The organism is Rhizobium jaguaris, from assembly GCF_003627755.1.
In the GTDB taxonomy this organism is placed as follows: domain Bacteria; phylum Pseudomonadota; class Alphaproteobacteria; order Rhizobiales; family Rhizobiaceae; genus Rhizobium; species Rhizobium jaguaris.
The window spans coordinates 558749-581660 of the sequence record NZ_CP032695.1; the positions used below are offsets into that span (position 1 = coordinate 558749).

General features: G+C 58.6%; 23 protein-coding genes. 5 read left to right on the top strand and 18 right to left on the bottom strand.

Features of this window, described 5'->3' with window-relative positions; translation table 11 throughout:
• Positions 1 to 40: 40 nt before the first annotated feature.
• Together CCGE525_RS24740 and CCGE525_RS24745 are read right to left on the bottom strand one after the other, a co-directional pair.
• On the bottom strand, positions 41 to 247 hold the full coding sequence (locus CCGE525_RS24740; RefSeq protein WP_120707000.1) for a hypothetical protein: 207 nt from the start codon (positions 245 to 247) through the stop codon (positions 41 to 43).
• Between the two features lie 276 nt (positions 248 to 523).
• Entirely contained in the window at positions 524 to 1594 is a 1071-nt protein-coding gene (locus CCGE525_RS24745; RefSeq protein ID WP_120707001.1) for an LLM class flavin-dependent oxidoreductase, read from the bottom strand.
• 386 nt (positions 1595 to 1980) lie between these two features.
• On the opposite strand from CCGE525_RS24745, the gene CCGE525_RS24750 reads away from it, so the two are divergent.
• Both CCGE525_RS24750 and CCGE525_RS24755 read left to right on the top strand, forming a co-directional pair.
• The gene (locus tag CCGE525_RS24750) at positions 1981 to 2727 is read left to right on the top strand and encodes an SDR family NAD(P)-dependent oxidoreductase (protein ID WP_120707002.1); all 747 of its coding nucleotides are present in this window, start codon (positions 1981 to 1983) and stop codon (positions 2725 to 2727) included.
• A gap of 5 nt (positions 2728 to 2732) precedes the next feature.
• A complete protein-coding gene (locus CCGE525_RS24755) occupies positions 2733 to 3629 on the top strand; it encodes a sigma-70 family RNA polymerase sigma factor (RefSeq protein ID WP_120707003.1) in 897 nt (298 codons plus the stop codon).
• Here CCGE525_RS24755 and CCGE525_RS24760 read toward each other — a convergent pair whose 3' ends face one another.
• The 3 genes from CCGE525_RS24760 to CCGE525_RS24775 form a co-directional block, all read right to left on the bottom strand.
• A complete protein-coding gene (locus tag CCGE525_RS24760; RefSeq protein ID WP_120707004.1) occupies positions 3630 to 3941 on the bottom strand; it encodes a potassium channel family protein in 312 nt (103 codons plus the stop codon). It lies immediately after the preceding gene.
• A 152-nt stretch (positions 3942 to 4093) separates the two neighbouring features.
• Positions 4094 to 5188: a calcium/proton exchanger gene (gene cax, locus CCGE525_RS24765; RefSeq protein WP_120707005.1), complete on the bottom strand. Its 1095-nt coding sequence runs from the start codon at positions 5186 to 5188 to the stop codon at positions 4094 to 4096.
• A gap of 587 nt (positions 5189 to 5775) precedes the next feature.
• Positions 5776 to 6174, bottom strand: coding sequence for a winged helix-turn-helix transcriptional regulator (locus CCGE525_RS24775; protein WP_120707007.1), 399 nt, complete (start codon positions 6172 to 6174; stop codon positions 5776 to 5778).
• A gap of 97 nt (positions 6175 to 6271) precedes the next feature.
• Here CCGE525_RS24775 and CCGE525_RS24780 point away from each other — a divergent pair, with 97 nt between their 5' ends.
• Positions 6272 to 7249 (top strand): quinone oxidoreductase family protein, encoded by a 978-nt coding sequence (locus CCGE525_RS24780; RefSeq protein WP_120707008.1) that lies wholly within the window; start codon positions 6272 to 6274, stop codon positions 7247 to 7249.
• A 43-nt stretch (positions 7250 to 7292) separates the two neighbouring features.
• On the opposite strand, the gene CCGE525_RS24785 is transcribed toward CCGE525_RS24780, so the two are convergent.
• Complete coding sequence (locus tag CCGE525_RS24785) at positions 7293 to 8096, bottom strand: arginine deiminase family protein (RefSeq protein ID WP_120707009.1); 804 nt, start codon at positions 8094 to 8096, stop codon at positions 7293 to 7295.
• Positions 8097 to 8362: 266 nt separating this feature from the next.
• Between CCGE525_RS24785 and CCGE525_RS24790 the strand changes: the two genes are divergently transcribed.
• Together CCGE525_RS24790 and CCGE525_RS24795 are read left to right on the top strand one after the other, a co-directional pair.
• Complete coding sequence (locus CCGE525_RS24790) at positions 8363 to 9094, top strand: response regulator (RefSeq protein WP_120707010.1); 732 nt, start codon at positions 8363 to 8365, stop codon at positions 9092 to 9094.
• Positions 9091 to 10359: an ATP-binding protein gene (locus tag CCGE525_RS24795; protein ID WP_120707011.1), complete on the top strand. Its 1269-nt coding sequence runs from the start codon at positions 9091 to 9093 to the stop codon at positions 10357 to 10359. The genes CCGE525_RS24790 and CCGE525_RS24795 overlap by 4 nt, the downstream gene beginning before the upstream one ends.
• Positions 10360 to 10409: 50 nt before the next feature.
• Here CCGE525_RS24795 and CCGE525_RS24800 read toward each other — a convergent pair whose 3' ends face one another.
• The 12 genes from CCGE525_RS24800 to CCGE525_RS24860 form a co-directional block, all read right to left on the bottom strand.
• On the bottom strand, positions 10410 to 10799 hold the full coding sequence (locus tag CCGE525_RS24800; RefSeq protein ID WP_120707012.1) for a hypothetical protein: 390 nt from the start codon (positions 10797 to 10799) through the stop codon (positions 10410 to 10412).
• A gap of 438 nt (positions 10800 to 11237) precedes the next feature.
• Entirely contained in the window at positions 11238 to 13202 is a 1965-nt protein-coding gene (locus CCGE525_RS24805) for a MacB family efflux pump subunit (RefSeq protein ID WP_120707013.1), read from the bottom strand.
• Between the two features lie 3 nt (positions 13203 to 13205).
• A complete protein-coding gene (locus tag CCGE525_RS24810; RefSeq protein WP_245472282.1) occupies positions 13206 to 14528 on the bottom strand; it encodes an efflux RND transporter periplasmic adaptor subunit in 1323 nt (440 codons plus the stop codon).
• A gap of 4 nt (positions 14529 to 14532) precedes the next feature.
• Positions 14533 to 15969, bottom strand: a complete 1437-nt coding sequence (locus CCGE525_RS24815; RefSeq protein WP_120707015.1) for an efflux transporter outer membrane subunit — start codon at positions 15967 to 15969, stop codon at positions 14533 to 14535.
• A gap of 251 nt (positions 15970 to 16220) precedes the next feature.
• A complete protein-coding gene (locus CCGE525_RS39095) occupies positions 16221 to 16553 on the bottom strand; it encodes a hypothetical protein (protein ID WP_245472283.1) in 333 nt (110 codons plus the stop codon).
• 548 nt (positions 16554 to 17101) lie between these two features.
• A complete protein-coding gene (locus tag CCGE525_RS24830) occupies positions 17102 to 17758 on the bottom strand; it encodes a DUF3313 domain-containing protein (RefSeq protein WP_120707018.1) in 657 nt (218 codons plus the stop codon).
• Positions 17759 to 17929: 171 nt separating this feature from the next.
• Positions 17930 to 19273: an ATP-binding protein gene (locus CCGE525_RS24835; RefSeq protein WP_120707019.1), complete on the bottom strand. Its 1344-nt coding sequence runs from the start codon at positions 19271 to 19273 to the stop codon at positions 17930 to 17932.
• A complete protein-coding gene (locus CCGE525_RS24840; protein WP_120707020.1) occupies positions 19270 to 20007 on the bottom strand; it encodes a response regulator in 738 nt (245 codons plus the stop codon). Before CCGE525_RS24840 ends, CCGE525_RS24835 begins: the two co-directional genes overlap by 4 nt.
• 163 nt (positions 20008 to 20170) lie before the next feature.
• Entirely contained in the window at positions 20171 to 20446 is a 276-nt protein-coding gene (locus CCGE525_RS24845) for a hypothetical protein (RefSeq protein ID WP_120707021.1), read from the bottom strand.
• Between the two features lie 141 nt (positions 20447 to 20587).
• Complete coding sequence (locus CCGE525_RS24850) at positions 20588 to 21067, bottom strand: hypothetical protein (protein ID WP_245472284.1); 480 nt, start codon at positions 21065 to 21067, stop codon at positions 20588 to 20590.
• A gap of 231 nt (positions 21068 to 21298) precedes the next feature.
• Complete coding sequence (locus CCGE525_RS24855) at positions 21299 to 21883, bottom strand: hypothetical protein (RefSeq protein WP_120707023.1); 585 nt, start codon at positions 21881 to 21883, stop codon at positions 21299 to 21301.
• 145 nt (positions 21884 to 22028) lie between these two features.
• On the bottom strand, positions 22029 to 22883 hold the full coding sequence (locus CCGE525_RS24860) for an alpha/beta fold hydrolase (RefSeq protein ID WP_120707024.1): 855 nt from the start codon (positions 22881 to 22883) through the stop codon (positions 22029 to 22031).
• Positions 22884 to 22912 lie beyond the last annotated feature (29 nt).

A 22912-nucleotide genomic window follows, 5' to 3' on the forward strand; every position in this document is an offset into this window, starting at 1 on the left:
CAGCTGGGCTCGTCGGGTTTTATCCCGGGCTGCGGTGACGTCAGCTCAGGGGAAGCCCACGCTGTAGTGCGACGTGCTCAAGAACCTGCTTGACGTGGAGTGCGTCTGTTGGTGGCTGGCTGATTGCACCGGTTGCCGCTGCTTTCAGTGTCTTGTTGAGGTGATCAATCGCGATGATCAGCTCATCGTCACCAATAGCAGGATTTTCCACGATCGAATCCACGAGACGCGCAATCTGCCAAAACATGTTTCATTCCCCTTCAGTCATTGAAGCAAGCGAAGGGTACACGATTCTCTGGAACGGCGATTTTACACCGGCCCGAATGGTTGCCAGTTGATAAACCGCATTCTGCCAAAGTTCGGCAACCGGTTGATGCCCTTACGTCACATGTTCTGCTCCAGGACATTCGTGCTGTGGAAAACCGCTTCAAGGCTCTTCACCGATCCACCGACAGCTCCGTGCACGGACCGGAAATTGGAGGGCCACGGTCCAGGGCCGCAGTTCGAAGCGCGGGCTCCGGCCTCAATTGCGCAGCAGCGGAAGCAATTGATTGCCCTGCCTCTTGATCTCAGAAAGGTACGGTGTGTCGGAGAGCACGAAGTGAGTTATGCCCAGATCCTGGTACTTGCGCAGCGAACGCGCAACGTCGGCTGCGGAACCGACCAGCCATGTCGTGCCGGCGCCACCGCCGCCAAACTTGCCGGGCGCGGTATAAAGGTTGTCGTCAAGCACATCCCCGCGCCTGTGCAGATCGAGCAGCCGCTGCTGGCCCACTGCCACTGCCCGGCGGTGATCGTTCCAGCCGGCGCCCTTGCCCATGGCCATTTCAGCGACCTTCGCCTCGGCGTCGGCCCAGGCTTGCTCCGTGGTGTCGCGGACCAGCGTGGTGATCCGCAATCCGAATTCCAGTGGAGGAAGGTCGCGCCCCAATTCTCTGCTTAAAACCTTCAGCCGCTCGATCCGCTCACGAACGCCGTCGAGAGGCTCACCCCAGAACAGCTGGACATCGGCCTCGGTGGCAGACACTCGCTCGGCCGCCTCCGAGGCTCCGCCGAAATAGAGCTTGGGGTGTCGACGGTCGCCGCGGACCTGGATGCGCGGCTCTATGGTGGATTCGGTGACGTGGAAGTGTTCGCCGGCATAAGTGACGTTCTCTTCGGTCCACAGTCTGCGAACCAGCCGCATGAATTCCTTGGTGCGGGCATAGCGGTGCGCCTGATCGCCTTCGCTGTCGCCATAGGCGGCCAGCTTGTCCTGGCCGGATACGATGTTCACGCGCACGCGGCCGCCGGTCAGGTGGTCCAGCGTGGCGGCAGCGGAAGCAAAATTCGCTGGCCGCCAATAGCCCGGGCGGATCGCGATGAGCGGCTCGAAGCTGGTGGTTCGCGCGGCGAGCGCGGTCGCGACGGTGAAGGTGTCGGGCCGGCCCCAGCCGGTTCCGATGAGCGCGCCCTTCCAACCGTGCTCCTCCAGCGCTTTCGCGTGGTCGGTCAGCGTCGTGAGGCTGTTGTGGTTTTCGACGGCGGAATCGCCACGGTGACCGGCTTTGACGTCGTTGGGAATATACCAAAGAAATTCGGAATTGCTGCTCATGCTGTGCGCCTGCGGCTATGTGTGGCTGGGATAACGGAATCGATGGGAAGATGTCTTGGCTGAGTAATGTTGGTGATAAGCGACCGCAGATCGGCTGCCGTTCCATATTCCCATTGTAATAGGTTCGAGATGTAATCTACTAAGATTGTGGATTATAAGATCGCTTCCGATCGTAGGGAAATTGCAGCCATGCACAATATCGACCGTGGGAATGGAATATTATTCCAAATTCCAGCGTGTTTCGATGATGTGGCCGCCAGCCGTGCCGAAAGCCACGTAAGCCGGCAGAGACCATCACACACGCTTTCAGGCACTGCGGCGTATTTTGTCTGACTCTTTTGCCAGGCCTCATTCGTCTTTGTTTCAGGACAGCAAAGGAGAACGTCATGAGCCTGAAGAACAAGCGCGTCGTGGTGACCGGGGGGACCCGAGGCCTCGGACTGGGACTGGTGGAAGCTCTCGTTGATGAGGGGGCCAAAGTCTGGGTGGTGGCCCGTGACGCTGCCGATCTTGAAAAGGTGCGGACACGGCTGGGGGTGGAGACGGCCTCGGCCGATATCATCGACGCAGCGGCCGCAAACAGTATTCTCTCGGATGTGCGTCCGGCGGTCCTGGTTCTCAACGCCGGGGCGGTGCCGCGCATGGCGCCGATCGATCGTACCAGTTGGGAAGACTTCACGGTGACCTGGGACACGGACGTCAAGGGTGGCCTTTACTGGATGCAGGCTGCGTTGAATCTTCCGCTTGCTCCCGGCAGCCGGGTTCTGGTGAGCTCGAGCGGCGCGGCGCAACAGGGATCGCCCATGTCCGGTGGTTACGGAGGTGCCAAGCGGATGCTGTGGCTGATGGCCAAATACGCCAATGGCTTCTCCGAACAGAAAGGCCTTGACATTCGCTTCCAGGCGATAGTGCCTAAGCAGATGGTCGCCGGTACTGGTGTCGGCGGCGCGGGTTCCAGCGCTTACGCCCAGGCAATGGGAATAGAGCAGGATGCATTCCTCGCTCGGTACCCCACTATGCCGCCGCGCCAATTCGGCAATCACGTCGTTCGGGTTCTCACCGACGCGACATATGATTCAGCGCTTGCAATTGGCATCAGGGGTGACACGGGCGTCACCGTTTTGGAAGAATAGGCGGCATGAACCGAAAACAAACCGCAGGCGTCGATGAGGAAAGTTTCCTTGCCATGGTCAGCGAGATCCGGCCAGAGCTTCATCGCTATTGCGCGCGCCTGACCGGTTCGGTGATCGATGGCGAGGACGTGGTGCAGGAGGCAATCGTAAAGGCCTATCAGACCCTTGAGACCCTGAAGGCAAAGGATGCTTGGCGCGCTTGGTTGTTTCGTATCGCCCATAACCGCGCTCTCGACCTTCTGCGCAGTCGCGCATTAAGAGCAGCCGAACCGTTGGAGGCGGCATCGGAGATGCCTGATGACGATGCTCCCGATCCCTTGGAGAGGCTGATGCGTCAGGAAGCGATCACAACGGCCGTATCGCGGTTCGTCGAACTTCCGACGATCCAGCGGAGCGTCGTCGTCTTGAAGGACGTGCTCGACCAATCGCTCGACGACATCGCAGGCCTCCTTGAGATTAGCGTTGATGCGGTGAAGGGCCACCTTGCTCGAGGTCGGGCGCGACTGAGGGAGATCAATGCGCGAGCGCCGAAACGTTCGGCCATCCGAACGCACTCAGCCGAAAACCTGCGTTATGTCGAGCTTTTCAACCGGCGTGACTGGGAGAGCCTCAGAGCGCTCCTTGCGAACGACGTCAAACTGCATCAGGCCACGCATGCGGTCCGGTCGGGAGCAGATGTCGGCATGTTCTTCACGATCTACGCACGGAAAGCACCAGCAATTCATCTCGCCGCCGCATGGCTCGAGGGGCAGGAGGTGATCGCCGTGTTCGAAAATGGTCCGGCGCCAAGGCCGAACCACTTCATGCGGATAGAATGGCGGGAAGGGCAGATCGCCTTTATCCGTGATTATCGTTACGTCCCTTATATTGTGGAAAGTGCCGAGCTGATTCTCGATAGTTGATCATTCCGCGTCGTGCCGGTCTGTCGCACTCAGAGCCCTCACTGCGACAGCCGCAACCAGGCCAGTCAGCACGATGCCCGCAAAACCGATCACCAGTGCGAGCACTCGCGCCGAGACGTGTTTGGGCGAAAAATCGCCATAGCCGATGGTCAGCCCGGTTACGAAGGTGAAATAGAGGGCCTCGTCGAGCCGCCAGTCCTCTATGCGCCAAATTATAAGCCCGCATCCAACCATGACCGTGATAACTCCGGACAGGATTGGCCAGACCACCCGAAGCTGCTGGAGAAGCGCGCGGAAGAACAGGCGTCTCATTTGCTTCGAGCGCGCCCTATTGCCTGATGGTGCTGACACGACTTTCCACCTTTCTGCGGTTCAGTGTCGGGGGAGCAGTGAAGATGATGCCGGAAACATCGGAGGGCCTTATCCGGTGGTCAACAGGCGCCAATGCGTTTCTCCTGTCGACTTCACTGCCCCGCCGGCGGCAAGATATACAGTGTCATGGCGAAGATCATGTAGACCATCAACACCAATACTCCGACGAACCATGCCGACCGTCCGCTATTAGTGACGAACATCGCGGTCATGGTTGCGAAGAGTACCATTACGACGGCACCCGGCCAGAACTGCAGGTCCATCGGTGAGGGGCCGATCAGATAACTGACCAGCACCAGAACAGGCGCAACGAACAACGCGATCTGGGAAGCGCTCCCCAACGCGATACCCACGCTGAGATCGAGGCGGTTCTTGCGCGCACCTGAAAACGCCGAAGCCATTTCGGCGGCGCCGCCAACCAGTGCGACGACAATGAAACCGACAAATGCAGCGGTCATTCCGAAAGCTTCGGCTGCCTTTTGCACGGATTCGACGAAGATCTCGCTCACCAGCGCCACGAGTACGGTGACACCGGCAAGCGTGGCGAGGGCCAAGCCGATCGGCCACGGTGCTTCCTCTGCTTCCTCATGCTCCGCTCCGGAGAAGACCTCACGGTGTGTCTTGAGCGAGAACAGTAGCCCCAGTCCGTATCCGACGATGAGCAGAACGGCCAGGCCAAGGCTTAGCTTTTGGGTGGCTGCCGCAGCCGATGTCGACTCCATCCCGGCAATCGCCGAAGGCATCAGCAGGGCAATCGTAGCCAGAAAAAGCAGGCCCGCTTGAAGCCGCGCGCTGGCTCGATTGAACTCCTGCAAGTGGTATTTGAGCCCGCCAAGCAGAAACGAGGCGCCCAGCATGAACAGCGTGTTGGTAACGATCGCGCCGGCGATGGATGCCTTCACCAACGTGTATTGCCCGGCACCCAGGGCAGCCAGCGCGATGACCAACTCGGTAAGATTTCCGAGCGTGGCGTTGAGCAGCCCGCCGGCGGCGTCACCCGTCTTGGCAGCAACGGATTCGGTAGCGTGACTTAGCAACCCGGCCAGTGGTACGATGGCAAGCACCGACAGCACAAAGAGCGCAGTGTGGGCTTCGGGGACGAGTGCCGCAGCAACGAAAACCACCGGCACGGCGACCAACAACCAGAGCATGGGGTTGTGGCGAATCTCTTTCAAAAGGAGGCTCAACTGTTCACTCCCGTTCAGACACTTAATGGATCGGTCTTCACCTTAGCCGAAGCCAATGACCCGCGCGTTGATTACAGGCAAACGCCGCGAATATTCGTCGTACTGCTCGCGGTGTGGCGAAGGCATCATCATTGACATGTCGAGAGCAATCAGGTCCGCCGATGGATAGCCGAAACTTACGCGGTTGCCGGATTGGCGCGGTTAATAATACCAGCGTTCGAGGCACGATTGCAAACTGCATCGTGTGCAATCTTGTTCAGCCGTTCGGCCTAGCCGTCGTGTTCTTCATCCGGCTTCCTTGCAAAGGAGAGATGCGCGGCTAAATTGAATCTACGTTCTCACCACGGGAGATTTCGCCATGATCAGGCTCTCGCTTGCTACCGCAATGCTGGTGCTGTTGACGTTGTCTTCCTGTGCAAACACGGTAAAGGGAATGGCGACGGACGCAAAGCAAACCGGCCAAGCGATGGAGTCGAGTACACATAGGGTCCTGAAGGCTGCGTCGAATTGATCTGGTTCGCCACGGCCGGAAATAGTGACCACGCCCATCGAGGCGGGTAAGTGGGCGGTAGGGACTTACATTGCAGTCAGGCCGCCGTCTTTGCGCGGGCCTGGTTCGACCGCGGACGGACGATGCAATCGGCCAATCCGCCCAACTCGTTCTGTTCTTCCGCGTGACGCTGACCCCATCGGCAGAGCGCCAGAAGCACCGGCTCCAGAGCGAGCCCCAGGTCCGTTGCCGTATATTCCACACGGGCAGGAACCTCAGCGAAGACCTTTCGCCGGACAAGCCCGTGCTCTTCCATTTCCCGCAACTGCTGGATCAGAACCTTCTGCGTGATGTCGGGCATCATGCGCTTCAGCTCCGAAAGGCGTTTCGGACCGTCGAAGACATAATAGAGAATGACCGGTTTCCATCGGCCGGCGATGACTTTCAGTGCGCGTTCGACCGGCAATTTCGGCAGTCTCTTCGTCGGATCCGCCATGGTCACCTCCTGGTGGGTATGGAACGAAAGAGTGTGTATTTTGGCGTGAAGTCCAAAGCTAAACCGTGCCTCACAGCATTTCAACGTGAGGTCTGCCATGAGAGCCGTTCAATTCAGCCGCTTCGGTCCGCCGGATGTTCTGCAAGTCGTCAAGTTACCCTTGCCGGAGTTGGCGCCGGGCGAGGTGCTGGTGCGTGTCCAGGCCACCGGCGTCAACTATTTCGAAGTGCTGATGCGGGCCGACCGCTACGCCGTCACGCCGGAACTGCCGATGATCCCGGGCGTCGAAGTGGCCGGCGTCGTCGAGTGGGTCGGGGGCGGGGCCGATCCGGCGCTGCTTGGCGCTCGCGTCGGTGTTCCGCTATTTCTTCTTGGCCGCGCCGGAGGCTATGCGGAGTTCGTCGCGGTCGACGCGGCTTCCTTGATCCGCCTGCCAGATCGCATCAGCTTTGACGATGCCGTCGCATTGATGGTTCAGGGCTTGACTGCGCTGCACATGACGCGGCGCTTTCCTGCGAAAGACAAGAGGGTTCTCGTGACTGCAGCCGCGGGAGGTGTCGGTTCACTGCTTGTGCAGTTGGCGAAGCGTGAAGGCGCCAGGCAGGTGATTGCCGCGGCGAGCACGAAGAAGAAGCGTGAATTCGCCCTTTCGCTAGGCGCCGATCTGGCGATCGACTACGGTGAAACGGATTGGCCCAACGCCGTCAGAGCGCAAACCGATGGCTTCGGTGTCGATCTCCTGTACGATACCGTCGGCGGCGCGGTAACGAAGGCGGCACTGGGAGCGCTCGCCCCGGCTGGCGAATTGGTCTTCGCCGCACTTGGTCGTTTCGATCTCGGCAAGAACGAGATGGATCAATTGTTCCTGCAAAACCAGTCGCTGACAGGGTTTGCGCTATTGCCCCTGCTTTCTGCGGAAAACGTCGGCACCGACCTTGCAAAACTTTTTGAGCTTGCTGCCAGTGCTCAAATCAGCGTTCCGCTAGGCGGGAAATTCCCGCTTCACGAGGCTTGGCGCGCGCACGAGGCGTTCGAAGATCGCGCCGCTGGCGGAAAGATCGTGTTGGTGCCCTGAGGAACCGATTGCCGCATCAGGACTGCTCGGATTCTCAGCAATGCTATTGGCCGTTGCGATACCAGCGCAGCGACAAGCAGGAGAGACCTGCATCGATCCTGCCGATTTCCGCGGTCTTCATCGGGACGATTCCGTAACCCAGCTTGTCGAGCATCTCGAGCGTACGCGGGTAATCGGAAGGGACCATGAGGACGTCATTGACACGCAGTGCATTCGCAGCCGGCTCTTCGCCTTCCGGAATAATGATCTGTTTGAAGTCCTTGAAGACGCCGGAGCGTGCAAGGCGGGCGGTCGAGAGCACGGTTTCGTCATCCAGCAACGAGCAGTCGGTCTTGAAATGAAGGACGCCTTCCGGCGTCGCAACCAGCTCGGCTTTGCGGCCGAGCTTGTCGATGCAGCCGGCGAGAGCCTCGGCGCCTGCCTTGTCGGTTCGTGCCGAAAGACCGATCATAACGCTCTTCGGTGTGTTCAGAACATCGCCACCGTCCACATACCCATGACCTGGGAGATCGAGGACCTTGTCGAACATGTCGCGCAAGGTGGGTGCGATTGCGGCTGCTTCGCCAGCGCGGCTTGCTGCACCCGGACGAAGCAGGATCGCACTTTCGGTAAATACGAGCGCGGGATCCTCGACGAAGATGGAGTCCGGGAAAGCCTCGAGCGCGGGCAGGATGGTCACCTCTACGCCGGCCTCGCGTATCGCGGTGATGTAACCATCATGCTCCATCTTCACGCCCTCATAGGTCGGACTGGCGTGCTCGCCGGCACGCAGGCCGTCGACGACCGAGCGCGATGGCTCGCGAACGATGGCGGAGTTGAAATGATAAACTGATCTGGATGAGGACATTTCCAAGTACCCTTTTTGCCGTTCAAGGCTTCTATCGTGATAGTCCTCGGTGGTCGACAGCTTTGGTCAGCGATTGAGGTGCGCTCGATATCGGTGCCTCGCATAAAAAGTGCTGAAAGCGGCTGACTTGTTTTGTGCTCAAGATTTCCACTATCGGGATTTTTGTAAACCAATGTTTCCGGCGGGAGTTTTTGCTGGTTTTGCCTGCGAAAAACCTTCTTTTGGAGAGGAGCGTGTATAAAAGACCGAAGAAATGGAATGTGCCTATGACTGTGACCGCCGCGTCTGATGTCTTGATTGTCGATGACGACCATGAAATTCGTGCGCTTCTGAGCCGATATCTCGAGGAGCAGGGCTTTCGCGTCTCGACGGCAAGCAATCTTCGCGGCTGCAATGAGGCCCTCAGTCGGCGCACGCCGGATCTCCTCGTCCTGGATGTGATGCTGCCCGATGGATCGGGCCTTGACCTTTGCCGTGATCTGCGAAACCGCCGTCCCCACATCCCGGTCATTCTCCTCACCGCGCTGAAGGAGGATATCGATCGGATCCTGGGGCTTGAGATCGGCGCTGACGACTATCTCGGCAAGCCGTTCAACCCGCGAGAGCTGGCCGCGCGTATTCGGGCGGTCCTGCGCCGGACAAATGAGGATTCGTCTCCCGAACCGGATCAGCGCCGTTTTCGTTTTGCCGAGATGACCCTCGATCCGCAGCTTCGCCGCGTCACCAGGGACAATGGCGAGGTTGTTTCGTTGACGGGTGCCGAATTTGATCTGCTCAAAGCCTTTCTCGAACGAGCCGGCCGGCTGTTGTCCCGGGACCAACTGCTCGACTTGACGCAAGGGCGTGATCGTGACCCGGCCGATCGTTCGATCGACGTGCTGATGAGCCGATTGCGTCGCAAGCTGGGAGAGACGGCCGACGAACCAGTGTTCAGAACGATCCGAAACGGTGGATATCAGCTCGTCGTCCCGGTGACCGCAGTTAAGGGCGATCCATGAAATCCCTGGGCGCCCGTCTGGCGCTTCTCCTGCTGACCGCCATTGTTCTGGTCGTCATCACGTCGTCTTTTGCGGCAAGCCTCGTGATGCGAGGGCCGCGGCCGGAAACAACCATGGAACCGATGGCGCACCAGCTCTCCATGCTCGCGAAGCTTGCGGAAAAAGACAGAGCTGCGGCGATCTCTGCTGGCGTGGTCATAGCCGCTGCTCCTGCAGACGGAGCCCCCGATGAACCTCTTTCCGGCTTTCTGATGGAAAGCCTGCGGCGAACCGGCGACGTTCGGGTAGCGACCGTATCCCGCCAATCGACCGGCACTACAACTGCCTCCCTCTATCTCCCCGATGGCAATTGGATGGTGATGCTGATGCCGGAACTCGGTCCGCCGCCTGGAGGATGGAAGATTCTCGCGGGCTGGCTCGGACTCATCATTACGGGAAGTGTGCTGATTTCCATATTCGCCGCATCAAAGATCATGAAGCCGCTTCGCCTGCTTGAGCGGGCGTCGACCGAAATTGGTCCGGATGGGACGCTTCCGCATGTTCCCGAAATTGGTCCGGGTGAAATTCGCGTCACGGCACGGGCACTCAACGAACTATCGGCAAGGGTAAAGGCTGCAACAGAGAGCCGGATGCGGCTGGTCGCAGCCGCCGGACACGACCTTAGAACCCCCATGACGCGCATGCGATTGCGTGCCGAATTCATCAAGGATGAAGACGATCGGCTGAAATGGCTTGCCGACCTCGAAGAGCTCGACACGATCGCCGATAGCGCCATCGGACTGGTGCGCGAGGAAATCTCCACGGATAGCCTGCAGCGCGTAAAGCTCGATACGATCGTCGCAAATATCGTGGCGGAGTTGACGACGATGGGTATGGCTATCAAAGCCGGCGAGTTACAACCCGCGACGATTTGCGCAGGCTCACTGGCGGTAACAAGGGCCTTGCGCAACCTCCTGATCAACGCTGCAACGCATGGTGAATCGGCGATCGTCACCGTCACTCACTCCGGCGACAAGGCCGTGGTCAGGATTGTCGACACCGGGCCTGGTATTCCCGAAGAACGCCTGGGCCAAGTGTTCGAGCCGTTTTTTCGGATTGATATCGCAAGGCAGCGGTCCTTTCCGGGCGCAGGGCTTGGCATGGCCATTGCCAAGGAAATCGTTTCCAGGTTCGAAGGAGAGATCACTGTGCGCAATCGGCAACCAAGGGGTCTAGAGCAGGTGGTTGCCTTCAAGAGCCGTGGCGATGGACCAGCCGCCGGTTGACGACTGCCTTTTTCCAACATCGGGCCGCCGTTTCAGCCTAGCGTCGCTCGTCAAACATAGGCCGTCCGGTCGCCAAACTCTGTATTCCCGTTGAAGTTCGTTGATCCGATGCGATCACTTTCGCCCGAAAGCGATGATTGCTGCTTGCTGTTCGAAGAAGTGGATTCGGAGGTGGTATTCGAAGCCGTGCCAGATTTGGCGGATTGACCGGCTGCGCTGGGTTGGTCGCTGGATTTTTCCAGCTTGGCCAGTTTGGCTTCCAACGCGGCGAGGGCCTTTTGGAGCGTTTCAGCCTCATTAGGGTCCTTAGTGTTGGCAAGCTGTGCCTTCTTTGCTGCGATCTGCGCCTGTATCTTGGCGGCATCGTCCGAGCTTGAGGAAGTTGTAGATGTGGAACTCAACTGAGATCCCGTTGCGACTGCAGAGATTGCGCTGACCATTTCCTGTCCTGATCGTTGCTTCGTTATTCGGAGGGCCGATCATGTGTCCAGTGCATTAAACGAAAGTAAATAGTCAAACGAGCGATATAGATGGTAATTCTACTCAGTTCGAATGATGTAATCAAAAAACATCAATAAACTCCGGGCGATGTATAAATATATCGAAAGATGTAATGGATAAATCCAGAATAAACACGCTATATTGGAAACGTTAGGATAAGAAATTTCCTAAAAAAACCTTGTTTCAGCAATGTTTGGAAATATTTCCAAACGTGGTTGCTGTAAATTCATATGCGGTCCGGAGCTTTCCTATGCTCTGATCACCCGCATGGCCGGCTTCGCCAGACGCCCCCAACATGAATGGCGAAGCCGGTTCTTCTTCCACTGTGAAAAGGGGATGGTCGGTTTTCTGGCCCCGAGACTTCAGTCAGCCCACGATCAATCTCTTGAAAGGGCCGCCACGGGATCGAGCCTGGACGCGTTGCGCGCTGGCAGGTAGCCGAAGGTGAGGCCGATCACGCAGGAACAGGTAAATGCGAGCGCGATGGTACTTCCCGAATAGACCATGGCGAAGTTCGACCCCAGTCGATTAAAGGCAAGGCCGAAGCTGAGCGCAAGGGCAATCCCGAGCGTGCCGCCCAACAGGCAGACCAGCACGGCCTCGATCAGGAATTGCTGCAATATATCCTGCCGGCGGGCACCGACGGCCATGCGGACCCCAATCTCGGCGATGCGCTCGGACACCGAGACCAGCATGATGTTCATGACGCCGATGCCTCCGACAAGCAGCGAGATGACGGCAATGGCGGAGACGAGCAGGGTCATCGTCCGCGTCGTGCTCGTGATCGTCTGCCGGATATCGTCGGTGTTCAGAATGAAAAAGTCCTTGGTGCCATGCCGGCGTTCCAGAAATTGTGTCGCCGCGGCCTCGGCGAGCGAGCTTTCGGTATCGTCATTGATGCGCAGGGTGATGCTGCGAAGCGACATGTCGCCGAGGAACCGCGCTTGAACGCTGGTATAAGGAAGATAGACCGAAAGATTGTCGCTGGAACCGAAGCCGCCCTGCTGCGAAGCGATGACGCCGATGACACGGACGGGCACCTTGCCGACGAATATGACCTGTCCAGTGGGATCGAGGCCCTTATCGGCAAAGAGCGTTGTCGCCGTATTCTGGTCGATCACGGCATCCTGCACCATACGTCGCACGCCGTCGGCGTCGAACAGTCGACCGGCCACAAGTTTCGAACCCTTGACCGAAAAATAGGCATCGCCCACGCCATTGATCAGCGCATTGGCCTCCGTCGAACCGAACCGGACCGTGCTGCTGGTCGAAACGGTTGGCGTGACGGCGCTGACATAGGTCAGTTTGGCCAAGGCATCGGCATCGGCGACGACCAAGGTCTTTATGCGTCCCGAACGAGTATCTCCGAAGCTCTTGCCAGGAAAAATCTCCAGCGTGTTGGTGCCGAGATTATTGATATTGTCCAATACTTTGCGCTGCGAACCTTCCCCGAGCGCAACGACGCTAACGACCGAGGCGATGCCGATGATAATGCCGAGCATGGTGAGGAACGTGCGCAACCGATGCGCTTTCAAGGCGAGGATCGCCATAAGAAACGCCTCGCGCAGCCGGTTGCCCAGTTCACCCCAGCCGGCGCTGCGGTGCTCCTTCTCAGCTATGGAGCTCTGCTTATGGGGAACTTGAGCATTTTCCTCGCGCGCGCGCCTGTCGGCGACGATACGGCCGTCGGAGATCTCGATGACACGTTGCGCGCGGGCCGCGACCTTCATGTCATGGGTGACGATCACCACTGTATGGCCTTCGGCATGCAGCTCGGAGAGGATGCCAAGCACTTCCTCGCCGCTCTGCTGATCGAGCGCGCCGGTCGGCTCGTCGGCGAGGATGACATTGCCGTTGTTCATCAGGGCACGCGCAATGGAAACACGCTGCTGCTGGCCGCCGGAGAGCTGCCCCGGCTTGTGTCCGGCCCTGTCGCCCATGCCAAGGCGGTCGAGAAGTGCAGCGCCGCGGGCCTGCCGTGCGTCGCTGGGCCGGTCCGCGTAGATCGCCGGGACTTCGACATTGCCGAGTGCGCTTAGCTCGGAAAGCAGATGATAGCGCTGAAAGATAAAGCCGAAATGCTCTCGCCTCAGCCTTGAAAGGGCATCGCTGTCGAGCTGATGTGTCTCGGAGCCGGTGATGGCATAGGTACCGGCGGTGGGACGGTCGAGCAGACCGATGATGTTCATGAGCGTCGATTTGCCAGAGCCGGAGGGGCCGACGATGGCCACCATCTCTCCTTCGGCGATCGACAGATTGATGTCCTTCAGCACCGCAATGGTGCGGTCGCCGGATTGATATTCCCGGCTGACACCTTTCAGTTCTAGGAGTGGGGCAGCCATAGCTCAGAACCCCATCGGCGGCGGCCCGCCGCCCATGCTGCTTTTCGCCGTGATGGTCGTGCTCGCTTCCCCGATAACGACGCGCTCGCCTTCCGACAGGCCCGATCGAACCTCGGCGGTGACGTTGTTGTTGAGGCCGATCGTAACCTTTCGGAGGGTCTGCTTTCCGTCCGCTGCGACCACCTGCACACTGTAGGAACCGTCAACGGCTTTTGCTCCAAGCGCCGACGATGGAATGATCAGCACGCCTTTGGCCGCGCCGAGCATGATATGGACTTCGGCCGACATGTAGGTGCGAAAGCGGTTATCCTTATTCGGTACGGCGAAGATGCCATTGTAATAAATCGCCGAAGACGAGGAAGAGGAGGTCGATGTGCTGCTCGAGGAGGACGTGCTGGAAGAGGTAACGCTGCTGTCGCTGGTGATCGATTCGGGAGCCGGCTCGATCGATTGCAGCACGGCATCATAGCGGGTTGCCGGATCGCCGAGGATGGTGAAATAGACCGGCTGGCCCACCTTGACCTTGACGACGTCGGCCTCGGATATTTCGGTGCGAACGATCATCGTGTCGAGCTGGCCGAGAATGACGATCGTCGGCGCCGACTGGGCGGCATTGACGGTCTGGCCTTGCTGATTGACGATGGCAAGCACGGTCCCGTCCATCGGCGCGGTAATCCGGGTGTAGGACAGATTGGCTTGTGCCGTCTCTACCGCGACTTCTGCTGAAACGATCTGTGCATCGAGCGCAGCGATCTGTGCGGTGATCTTCTTGACGCTGGCCTCCGCGCTATCCAGATCTGCCTTGGAGCCGGCCTGATTGCGAAAAACGGTCTGCTGTCGCGCCAGTGTCTGTTGCGCATTGACGAGTTCGGCTTCGCTTTCCTCGCGTTGCGCTTTGACGTTGGCAAGCGAAGCCTGTGCTGTTCTCAGATCGTTGTTTTGTGTCGTGGAGTCGATCTCGGCGATCAGCGTATCTTTCTTGATCTCATCGCCGAGCTTGACATTCAGCGCGGTGATCCGCCCCGAGACCTGCGCGCCGACGGCGACCAGTTTGATCGGCTTGAATGTGCCTGAGGCAAGCACGGCTTCCTCGACATCGCCCCGCGTCACCGCGGCAGTGATGGCCGATGAGCTTTCCTGGGCGAAGATTTCACCGCGAAACAGAAATGCGCCGGCGGCAAGAAGCAGAGCGAGTGCGGCAAAAGCCAAACCTGGCCGCCGAAGCCGGGTTTTTCGCGAAGTGCCTAATGACCGCACGCGTGGCACGGCTCTTTCAATTTGTCTGAGTTCGGTTTGTGCCATTATCGGGCCTGGGGAGTTCAGCATGGGACTATTTGGCTGCGGCTAAGTGCGGACCGGTGTTGGTGTCGACTACCGCGGGCTCGGAGCTATCAACCTCGCCGTCCCAGCCTCCGCCAAGCGCCTTGTTAAGTGCGACATAGTCCGTGGCGATTGAGGCCTGGCTCTCGATCAGGGCTTCTTCCGCGCTGTAAAGCGAGCGTTCCGCGTCGAGTACATCAAGGAAATCGGTCACGCCGGCTTGATTGAGCGTGCGGGACAAGTCCGTTGCCCGGCGGTAAGAGGTGGCGGAAGCGCTGAGCTTGCCGTGTTTCAGCCGTTCCTGGGTCAGCGATACCACGGCATTTTCGACGTCTTCCATGGCGGAAAGAACGGCAGCCTGATAGGCGACATAATATTGGTCGCGTTGTGCCTTGGCGACGTCGACGGCGGCCTTCAGCTGGCCACCCTGAAAGATCGGCACGGTCAGCGAAGGACCAAACGACCAGCCGATGGTCGATTTCTTGCCGAGGTCTGCAATGCTGGTGGCAGAGGATGCGATATCGCCCGTGAGCGAGATCGACGGATAGCGATTGGCTTCGGCCTGGCCAATTTTGGCCGTGTATTGCGCAAGCTGCCGCTCGGCGAGGCGGACATCGGGTCGGGAGCTGAGAATATCGGCGGGAATGCCGGTCGAGACTTCGGTCTTTGGCCTCGGAATGGGACCGCCGGATTTCAACCGCTCCTCCAGTGCTGCCGGCGGCTTGCCAAGCAGTAGGCCGAGACGATGGACCGCCGTGGCATAAGAAATCTCATAGGTCGGGATGTCAGCTTCCGTGCTGCTTGCCAGCGCTTCAGCCTTGGCGGCATCAACGCCGGTGGCGCTCCCGGCCTTGAATTCGGCTTGAGTTAAAGCTGCCGTCTTGCGCTGCGAGATGGCGGTGCGCCGTGCGAGATCTCGTAGGGCCTGATATTCGCGGGCCTGAACATAGTAGGAAGCGACGTCACCGACGAGGGTCAGCATCGTATCGCGCAGCTCTTCTTCGGCGGCGTCGACACCATATTTCGCAGCCTCTGCCGCGCGCTTGTTGCCGCCGAAAAGATCGAGCTCCCAGCTTGCATCGAATCCCGTCTGGTATTGCGAATAGGTAGTCGCCTCGGAGCTTGCATCCGAGGCCGCCGTCCGGGTTCGTGTCGCCGATGCCGTTCCTTCAACGGAGGGCAGCAGCGCGCCCTTCTGCTCGCGATAGCTGGCGCGCGCTTCGCGAATCTTCGCCTTGGCCGAGGCGACGTCCAGATTGCCTACCACTGCCTCCTCGATCAATGCATCGAGCGTCGGGTCTTTGAGCTGTTTCCACCAGCGCGACAGTTCTGGGGCCTTTGCTGATTGGCTCGAGGTCTTGGTGCCCCAATGCGACGGCATGGTAAGTGTCGGCTTGCGATAATCGGGCCCGACGACGCAACCGGCCAGCGCCAGGGAAAGCACCATAGGACCGGCGATGCTTGGGAGCCGTTTATGAAAATGCGAACATATCTGCAAAAGGCGTATCTCTGGTTTGCTTGGCATCCGCGCAGAGATTGGTCCGGGGATGCCGGGCGGGGCGCCCCGGACCTTGCAGCCCTTTTACGGGCCACTCCGTCCACCCAACAAGGATCGGACGAACTGCGTCCGGGGGTCAATCCCCGTCGGATGGAGAAGGAGGTAGAATGGATGACCACGAATTCGGAAGCGCTTGGCTTCTAGTGGAGCCCGTGAGGGCCTGGATCGAGCGATCGTTCGGCATCCTCGAGCTTCTCGAGCTGATCAGCCGTCAGGACGGCACGGAGTGCGGCCGCCTTGTCTTTCAGCACGCGAGCCTTGATTGCTTGGTCCAGCATGCGATCGGCGATCTCTTCCCCAAACAGTCCGGGCGATTTCTTCTCGCCGATGTCAGGACCTGATGGTTTCGTTTCGGCCCCTGAAAAAGGCCTTGGCGGCATATGGCTCGGAAAATCAAGAAAGTCCGTCAGTGCAGCGGTGTAGTCCCTCCAAGCATCAAGCTGGGCGACACGGACACCGATCAGCGTTTCCATGGCCGATAATCTGCTTGCGAGCTCCAACGTGCGATCCGAGTCATGAGGGAAATCGACCGGCGGTCCAGGCGGCGGCGGGGCGGGCATACCGCTCCTGAATGCTATCATACCGCTGTCCAATCGAGGGTCGCGACGAAAGCCGGGGCATGGCCCTCTTTCCGGCCGCATCCATTCCGGCGCAAATTGCATTTTTTCAGGACCGACGGGTTTCTGCTCGGCAGCCGGGATTGAGGGCTCCTCGGCAAAAGCTGGGATACTAAAGCCGCCAACGGCTGTTAGCAATAAAGTTGCGACGATACGCAGATGCTTCATGATCAATGCCTTTGAACCTGGTTCAATTCATTGATGCTAAGCTAGGCGAAGCATATAAACGGGGTGCGTCCTTATATTTCCGAGTGTTTCTTCGCGGCGGAATGTTGCGAACGAAGTTTGCTGCGACCCTTTCAGCAAGAATTTATTACAAATTTTTTCGTCCCAGCTGGCATCTTTCCGCGGCGGGGATGCCAGTGGGAGTGTTTCTCGGAGCTGCCTCGACAGGGGGGCGCCGCTCACTTGAACTGCGCAAGAAGGGCATCCGCACCCTTGCGAATGCCGACCTTGGATGCCTCCAGTGCACCGAAGGCGGCACCGGCGTTCATTGCATTGGGATATTGTTTGGTCACGTAGGCGGACAGGAGACGGTTGCTGGGTGCATCGAAGATCTCCACCGCGTAGTTGACCGAGCCCGTCATCGAGCCTTCCTTGCCGCGAGCAGCCTGAACTGCGTTATAAACGCCACCCCCGACATCGATGTGGGAGAAGGGGCCGAGGAACGGCGTGGTGGTCTTGGCACCCGTCAGCGTCAGGTGAAGCCGCAACGTGCCAGGCACCGGCGTATTGACGATAGCAAATCGGGTCTTGAGCCTGTCGGTGAATTGAGTCTGGATGTAGCTCGCAAGGGTAGCCTTGTCCTGTTCCGAGATTTTCACGAACTGGTTGTCCTGACCGCTGTAGACGGTGACAGGATCGACGATGATCTTATTGTATCGCCTCCAGTCGACATCGCTCCGAAAGCGGTAGGGCGTGCGCCCGCTTCTGTCCTCGGGATTCGGCTGAAGCTGTGAGGCCGAGGTGAGACCCGCGTAAACGGTGGGATCAGCTGTTGTGCATCCGGCAATCGTCGAACAAGCAATTATCAGCGCAGCAATAACTTTGGATGTATTCATCAATTTTGTGGCTCCAGGCGGGTGAGAATGCCGAACGGCATAAAGCGACCGGAACCAGCGGTAGCGGATCAGCCTGTTGCTGTGTTTTCGATAATGTTGAGAGATGTTCGCGACAAAGCTGAGCTGAAGCGTCGTCGACCGTGCTGCGACTCTATCTTGCGTCGGTGGCTCTTATACCAACGCCGGTCGGGGCTGATTTGACGGGGGAAGATCGATTTCCACGACAAGGCCGTTCGGCTCCCGGTCGAGCAATCTGAGCGTGCCTTGATGGCCCGTTTTGACGATCCCCTGCGCGATCGAAAGCCCAAGCCCGAACCCACCGCGCCTCGCTCCGCTTTGTCGCGCCTGATCCGCTTTGAAAAAAGGCTCGAGAACTTTTTCTTTGAGGTTGTCAGGCAGGCCGGGCCCATTGTCGCTCACCCTGATTTTCACCCCGCCGTCTTCGGCCTGCTGCAATTCAATTTCGATATTGTCCGCGTAGCGACGGGCGTTGTCGATCAGGTTGGAGACCGCGCGGGTCATACCTTGCGGCTTGCAGATATAGGTGAGCCTTCTCGGACCAACGAATGTGACAGCGACGCCCGTGTCCGAGAAGTCGGTCGAGATCGTTTGCAGCAGGCTCGATAGATCCACGTTGCGCGGTTGTTCGGGCGTATTGTCGAGGAAGGCCAGGCTCTCGTCGATCATGGAGCCCAATGTCTCTATATCGGCAAGCATAAGACGCCTGAGTTCCGGCTCGTTCGAACGCTCGGCACGCATCCGCAATCGTGTCAGCGGCGTTCTCAGATCATGGCTTATCGCGCGCAGCACGCGGGTGCGGTCCCGCAGCATGTGCTGGATTCGAGTTTGCATCGTATTCAGGGAAGCCGCCAGGCTCCGGATTTCGGATGCGCCCTCGACCTTGAAAGGCTCGTCGGAATTGTCGTCCATGCTGGCGCGCTTGGCAGCCGCCGCGAAGCGGACGAGCGGCTCGGTAATCAACCAACTGCCAAGATGAGCAAGCAGAACCAGCGGGATGACGATTTTAAGGAGCCCGCTGGCAACCGCAGGCGCAAACCAAACGCCGCTTGGGAAGGCGGGCATGCGAAAAGAAAGCGCACGCCTGTCATCGATTTTGATCGCAAGGCGCCCCGGCTCCTCGTCGCCTTCGAACGCTCTTAGCGCCGATTTTACGAATCCATATTCCGTGAGTTCTCTTACCCGTCTGACAAGTTCGTTGGAGGCTCCTCGTTCGTAGATTGTCGATGCCTCTGATGGCGGTATCCGCTGCACCGACATTCCAAGCTGCCCAGCAAAACGCAGGACGGTTTCCTCCTCTTCCGCGGTCTGGCTGCGCGTGAACTCATCCAGGATCATCTCCAATCTTCCGGAGAACAGCCCGATCTCGATACCTTTGTCGTGCCGGCCGTAGATAAAGGGCTCAGATACAGCGGCAACGATCGACACCAGAACGACGAGCAAAATCGCAAGGACGACGAGCTGTTTGTGTATCGATGCCGTGCGCAGGCTTCTCACGGGACACGCTCCACCTTCGAGGCAAACAAATAGCCTCCAAGGCGCACCGTCTTGATGAATGTCGGATCTTTCAAATTCGGTTCGATCTTTTGCCGGACGCGGCTGATGTGCGCATCGATGCTGCGCTCAACTGGTCCCGCCGCGCCGGCGTGCGTCATCGAAAGCAGTTGCTCGCGCGTGAGCACCTTGTTGGGATTGCGGCAGAATGCCCACAGAAGGTCGAACTCCGCCGTCGTCATGGAGACCTGAGCGCCCTCCGCATCAAGAAGCTGACGGCTTCTCGGGTCGATGCGCCAGCCTGCGAAGGTCATCGGACCGAGCTCTTCCTCGGCGGGTTCGTTCGCATCTGTCGCTCGTCGGAGGATATTTTTCACACGTGCCATCAACTCCCGTGAGTTGAAAGGCTTCGTGACATAATCATCCGCCCCTAGCTCAAGTCCCAGGATGCGGTCAATGTCGTCTCGCAGAGCCGTCAGCATCAAAATCGGGATCTTCCGGGAGGACCGCAGGCGTCTGCAAATGCTGAATCCATCCTCTCCGGGCAACATCGCATCAAGGAGAATTAAGTCGAAATTGGAGCGGGCGAGTGTCCGGTCCATCTCCGTCCCGTTGGCCACGGAGGACGCCAGGAACCCGCTATTGTTGACGAGATCGACAAGCATGCTCGCAATGTCGAGATCGTCTTCGACAATCAGAATCCGGGCTTGTTCGGGCACAGTCACTCCATACGCCATGATCGTTCTTTGCTGCTGCTAATACAGCTATCAGCTCTTGTGTGAAGTTATATTCGATAATGTTGCGATATATTGCAGCGGGGCAGCCAGGTGCTCCATCCCTTGATGTCCTCACTTTGGCGCAGAGGAATGGCGCCGCAGTCGGCATCTCTCGGGAGTAAAATCAAGTGGGGTTCTTGACGGCGACCTTTTCGAACAGATCGCCGCGAAATACGGTATCGACGATAATCGTGGTGATGTAGCAGGCACGAATGGCCAGTAGGAAAAACAACACCAGCGAGATTATGCTCACCGTGTAGTGCCTGAACGCGGAGCGCTTCGGCATGCCCGCTATCAGGTCGCTCGCGGCGCTCCTGAAGAGCCGCCACACCGCTATGATGGCAAACAGCGCTGTCAAAATGTAGCCGCTTAACGATGCCGCACCCATTATCCAGACCATTGTCATGCTTCCGCCGTAAAATAGCAGCTCCCCCCTCGGCGCTGCGGCTTGAAGATGTTGGACAGAAAATCCAAAGGGGCATGCGTTCCGATCGCGTGTCGAGCCGAATTCGTCTCGAACAGGGCTATGATCGGCCATGTCTCAGCTCTTTGGGCTCGCCGCGATGTAGCTTCCGAGCAGAGATCTTGCGGATGTAAGCAATCGAGAGGGCCATCTGGCGTCTGCACCGGCCGTTGCATTCGACGTCGATCCGGCCTGGGTGACTTCGGTTCTGCCGGGCCTTGGTTCGATGAGCGCCCTGATTCGCTGGAGGAACCCGGTGTCGTCAAATTGCTTCGACGAGGTGACCAGGCCGCTGTCGGAGGGGACTGCGTGAAAAAAGACCTCGAGATTCACCACGGGTATTGAGCGAATATTGCGGACGATATCAATGTCGGGACGCGTGGTGACGGCGAGACCGTATCGATCCGAACAGAGGGCGTCGAACACTTCCGGTATCGACAATGCAACTGTCGTTTCATACCCGTGCTCCGCCAACTTCGTCGCGATGACATGAGCGGCGCCGTTCGGCAGAAATATCAAAATGAGCTTTTGGGCGCTCGTCGCTAGGTCTGAGACCATGACAATTCTCCTGTGTGCAAGAAGAGATTAGCCGTTGCGCGTCTCGCTGTTTGTTTGGTTTTGTTCGATTTTATTGCGAGTGGGCGCGACAGCTTTGCTGTCGGCAAGCAGGTAAAACAGTGAGTATCGTTTGGATGCTTCTTATATTGAGCCCCGATGGCGCGGCTCTCGAACGATTGTGAATATCCTTGCAATCTGATGATTTGAGCGTGCCTGAAAAAGGGCTGCATCTCACCAATCCGTGGGAATGACGTGATCCAGCATCTTGCGCCCTCCCTTGAGGGCCGCCCCGGAAGCGTCCGCCACCCGGCTCACGACATACGTCGCATCTTTCAATGGTGAGAAGCCGGGTTCATCCGCGTGGTCGTCGCTCGCCTGCAATAGCAGATTGCCAGCATGGTCGTTGTCGAGGGGGTATCCCGCGATCATGGGGTCCTTGGTCTCGCACTGCGGCAGGCATTCGTTGAACCGCAGCACATCTGACGACGCCGGAAGCGGCGCTTTTGCCTTTTGCGAGTGGACTCGGGGTATCACCAGCTTCGCCAAACTGGTCGATCTTGCCACTGGAATGGGGACAGCCGCATTCGCGATCGCTGGTAGCGGCGCCGCCGGACTTGTGTCGACCGCTGCCTGCAGGCTGTTGATGGTTGGTGAGCTGTCGAGTTTGCTATCACCAACCGCAACTGGGCCGAGACTCTCGATTTGTGTCGCTGCACAAAACAGCCCGACGACGGCGGCGCATGCACATAGTGCTAACCCCGCACCCAAGAAGGAGCCGTCTCGAGCACTTCTCAATTCAATCTGCCTCATCTCCATCGCGCGCTCCTTGGGGGCGTTACATCTGATGGACGGCATTGAGGCGCGCCAAATACGGCGGGCTGTTCGTCAAAAAGTGGCGGCTCGGGGGTGATTTGCAAAGAAATGTTGCAGGAAAGCCCGAGCCTGCGGCGCCGTTTTTCTTTCAAGGCAATACGGGTTCGACCGCATGGAAATGGTCGTCACGCGCAAAATGGTATAGCTCATCGTTGAACCTGGCAGGATTCTCCAGAAAGGGTGCGTGTCCGGTCGAGGCATACCAGGATGCTGTCGCCTGAGGGCAGCATGCCAGAAGGTGTCGCCCCATTGCCGGCAGGATTACGGTGTCCTCTTGGCCTTGGGTCATAAGGACAGGCAGTGTAAGTGCAGTTAGCATGTCGTCAGAATCGATTTCGCGGGCGAGCAGGGCAGCCCGGATCTTCGCTGGCACGGCCATGTTCCAGCAAATTGCCATCTCGAACAGATCGGAAGGCAGTTGCGAATAAGTGCAGCCGCGTACGAAATTGCGGATTGCTTCAATGTTGCTGGGCAAGTCGTCGCTCGTGGCGCCAATGACATGGTCGAGAAAGCCTGGGCCAATCAGGGCGCCAAGCGCCGCCTTATTCATGGTGGTCGCCGCGCCCACGAAGTTGATGCCCGCAACACGGCCAGGTCCATGAGCGCGGAGATAGTCGCAGATGATGTAGCCGGCGTAGGACCAGCCCACGAGAACCGGACTAGCAAGGTTGAGTTGATCTATGACGGCGGCAATATCGTCTGCCCAGAGCTGCGGTTCAGTATAGTGCCCGGCTTCAAGCGGGGCGTCCGACATGCCATGACCGCGCAGATCCATGGCTACCAGGCGAAAATCCTCCGCAAGCGCGCTTTCATATTGGTTTTTCCAGCACAGATGGTTCTGCGACCATCCGTGGATGAAAAAGATCGACGGCGCGTCTTCTTTTCCCCACTCGCGAACGTGCAGTCGCAATCCTGCACCGCCAGTTACAGTGTGAATCTTCATCGTCATGCCTCCCTGTGAGGGTCGAATGC

Bases quoted from the DNA above. Each gene is read 5' to 3' on its own strand.
- CCGE525_RS24740 (WP_120707000.1), bottom strand. From the start codon at position 247: ATGTTTTGGCAGATTGCGCGTCTCGTGGATTCGATCGTGGAAAATCCT.
- CCGE525_RS24745 (WP_120707001.1), bottom strand. From the start codon at position 1,594: ATGAGCAGCAATTCCGAATTTCTTTGGTATATTCCCAACGACGTCAAA.
- CCGE525_RS24750 (WP_120707002.1), top strand. From the start codon at position 1,981: ATGAGCCTGAAGAACAAGCGCGTCGTGGTGACCGGGGGGACCCGAGGC.
- CCGE525_RS24755 (WP_120707003.1), top strand. From the start codon at position 2,733: ATGAACCGAAAACAAACCGCAGGCGTCGATGAGGAAAGTTTCCTTGCC.
- CCGE525_RS24760 (WP_120707004.1), bottom strand. From the start codon at position 3,941: ATGAGACGCCTGTTCTTCCGCGCGCTTCTCCAGCAGCTTCGGGTGGTC.
- CCGE525_RS24775 (WP_120707007.1), bottom strand. From the start codon at position 6,174: ATGGCGGATCCGACGAAGAGACTGCCGAAATTGCCGGTCGAACGCGCA.
- CCGE525_RS24780 (WP_120707008.1), top strand. From the start codon at position 6,272: ATGAGAGCCGTTCAATTCAGCCGCTTCGGTCCGCCGGATGTTCTGCAA.
- CCGE525_RS24785 (WP_120707009.1), bottom strand. From the start codon at position 8,096: ATGTCCTCATCCAGATCAGTTTATCATTTCAACTCCGCCATCGTTCGC.
- CCGE525_RS24790 (WP_120707010.1), top strand. From the start codon at position 8,363: ATGACTGTGACCGCCGCGTCTGATGTCTTGATTGTCGATGACGACCAT.
- CCGE525_RS24795 (WP_120707011.1), top strand. From the start codon at position 9,091: ATGAAATCCCTGGGCGCCCGTCTGGCGCTTCTCCTGCTGACCGCCATT.
- CCGE525_RS24800 (WP_120707012.1), bottom strand. From the start codon at position 10,799: ATGGTCAGCGCAATCTCTGCAGTCGCAACGGGATCTCAGTTGAGTTCC.
- CCGE525_RS24805 (WP_120707013.1), bottom strand. From the start codon at position 13,202: ATGGCTGCCCCACTCCTAGAACTGAAAGGTGTCAGCCGGGAATATCAA.
- CCGE525_RS24810 (WP_245472282.1), bottom strand. From the start codon at position 14,528: ATGCTGAACTCCCCAGGCCCGATAATGGCACAAACCGAACTCAGACAA.
- CCGE525_RS24815 (WP_120707015.1), bottom strand. From the start codon at position 15,969: ATGGTGCTTTCCCTGGCGCTGGCCGGTTGCGTCGTCGGGCCCGATTAT.
- CCGE525_RS39095 (WP_245472283.1), bottom strand. From the start codon at position 16,553: ATGGAAACGCTGATCGGTGTCCGTGTCGCCCAGCTTGATGCTTGGAGG.
- CCGE525_RS24830 (WP_120707018.1), bottom strand. From the start codon at position 17,758: ATGAATACATCCAAAGTTATTGCTGCGCTGATAATTGCTTGTTCGACG.
- CCGE525_RS24840 (WP_120707020.1), bottom strand. From the start codon at position 20,007: ATGGCGTATGGAGTGACTGTGCCCGAACAAGCCCGGATTCTGATTGTC.
- CCGE525_RS24845 (WP_120707021.1), bottom strand. From the start codon at position 20,446: ATGGTCTGGATAATGGGTGCGGCATCGTTAAGCGGCTACATTTTGACA.
- CCGE525_RS24850 (WP_245472284.1), bottom strand. From the start codon at position 21,067: ATGGTCTCAGACCTAGCGACGAGCGCCCAAAAGCTCATTTTGATATTT.
- CCGE525_RS24855 (WP_120707023.1), bottom strand. From the start codon at position 21,883: ATGGAGATGAGGCAGATTGAATTGAGAAGTGCTCGAGACGGCTCCTTC.
- CCGE525_RS24860 (WP_120707024.1), bottom strand. From the start codon at position 22,883: ATGAAGATTCACACTGTAACTGGCGGTGCAGGATTGCGACTGCACGTT.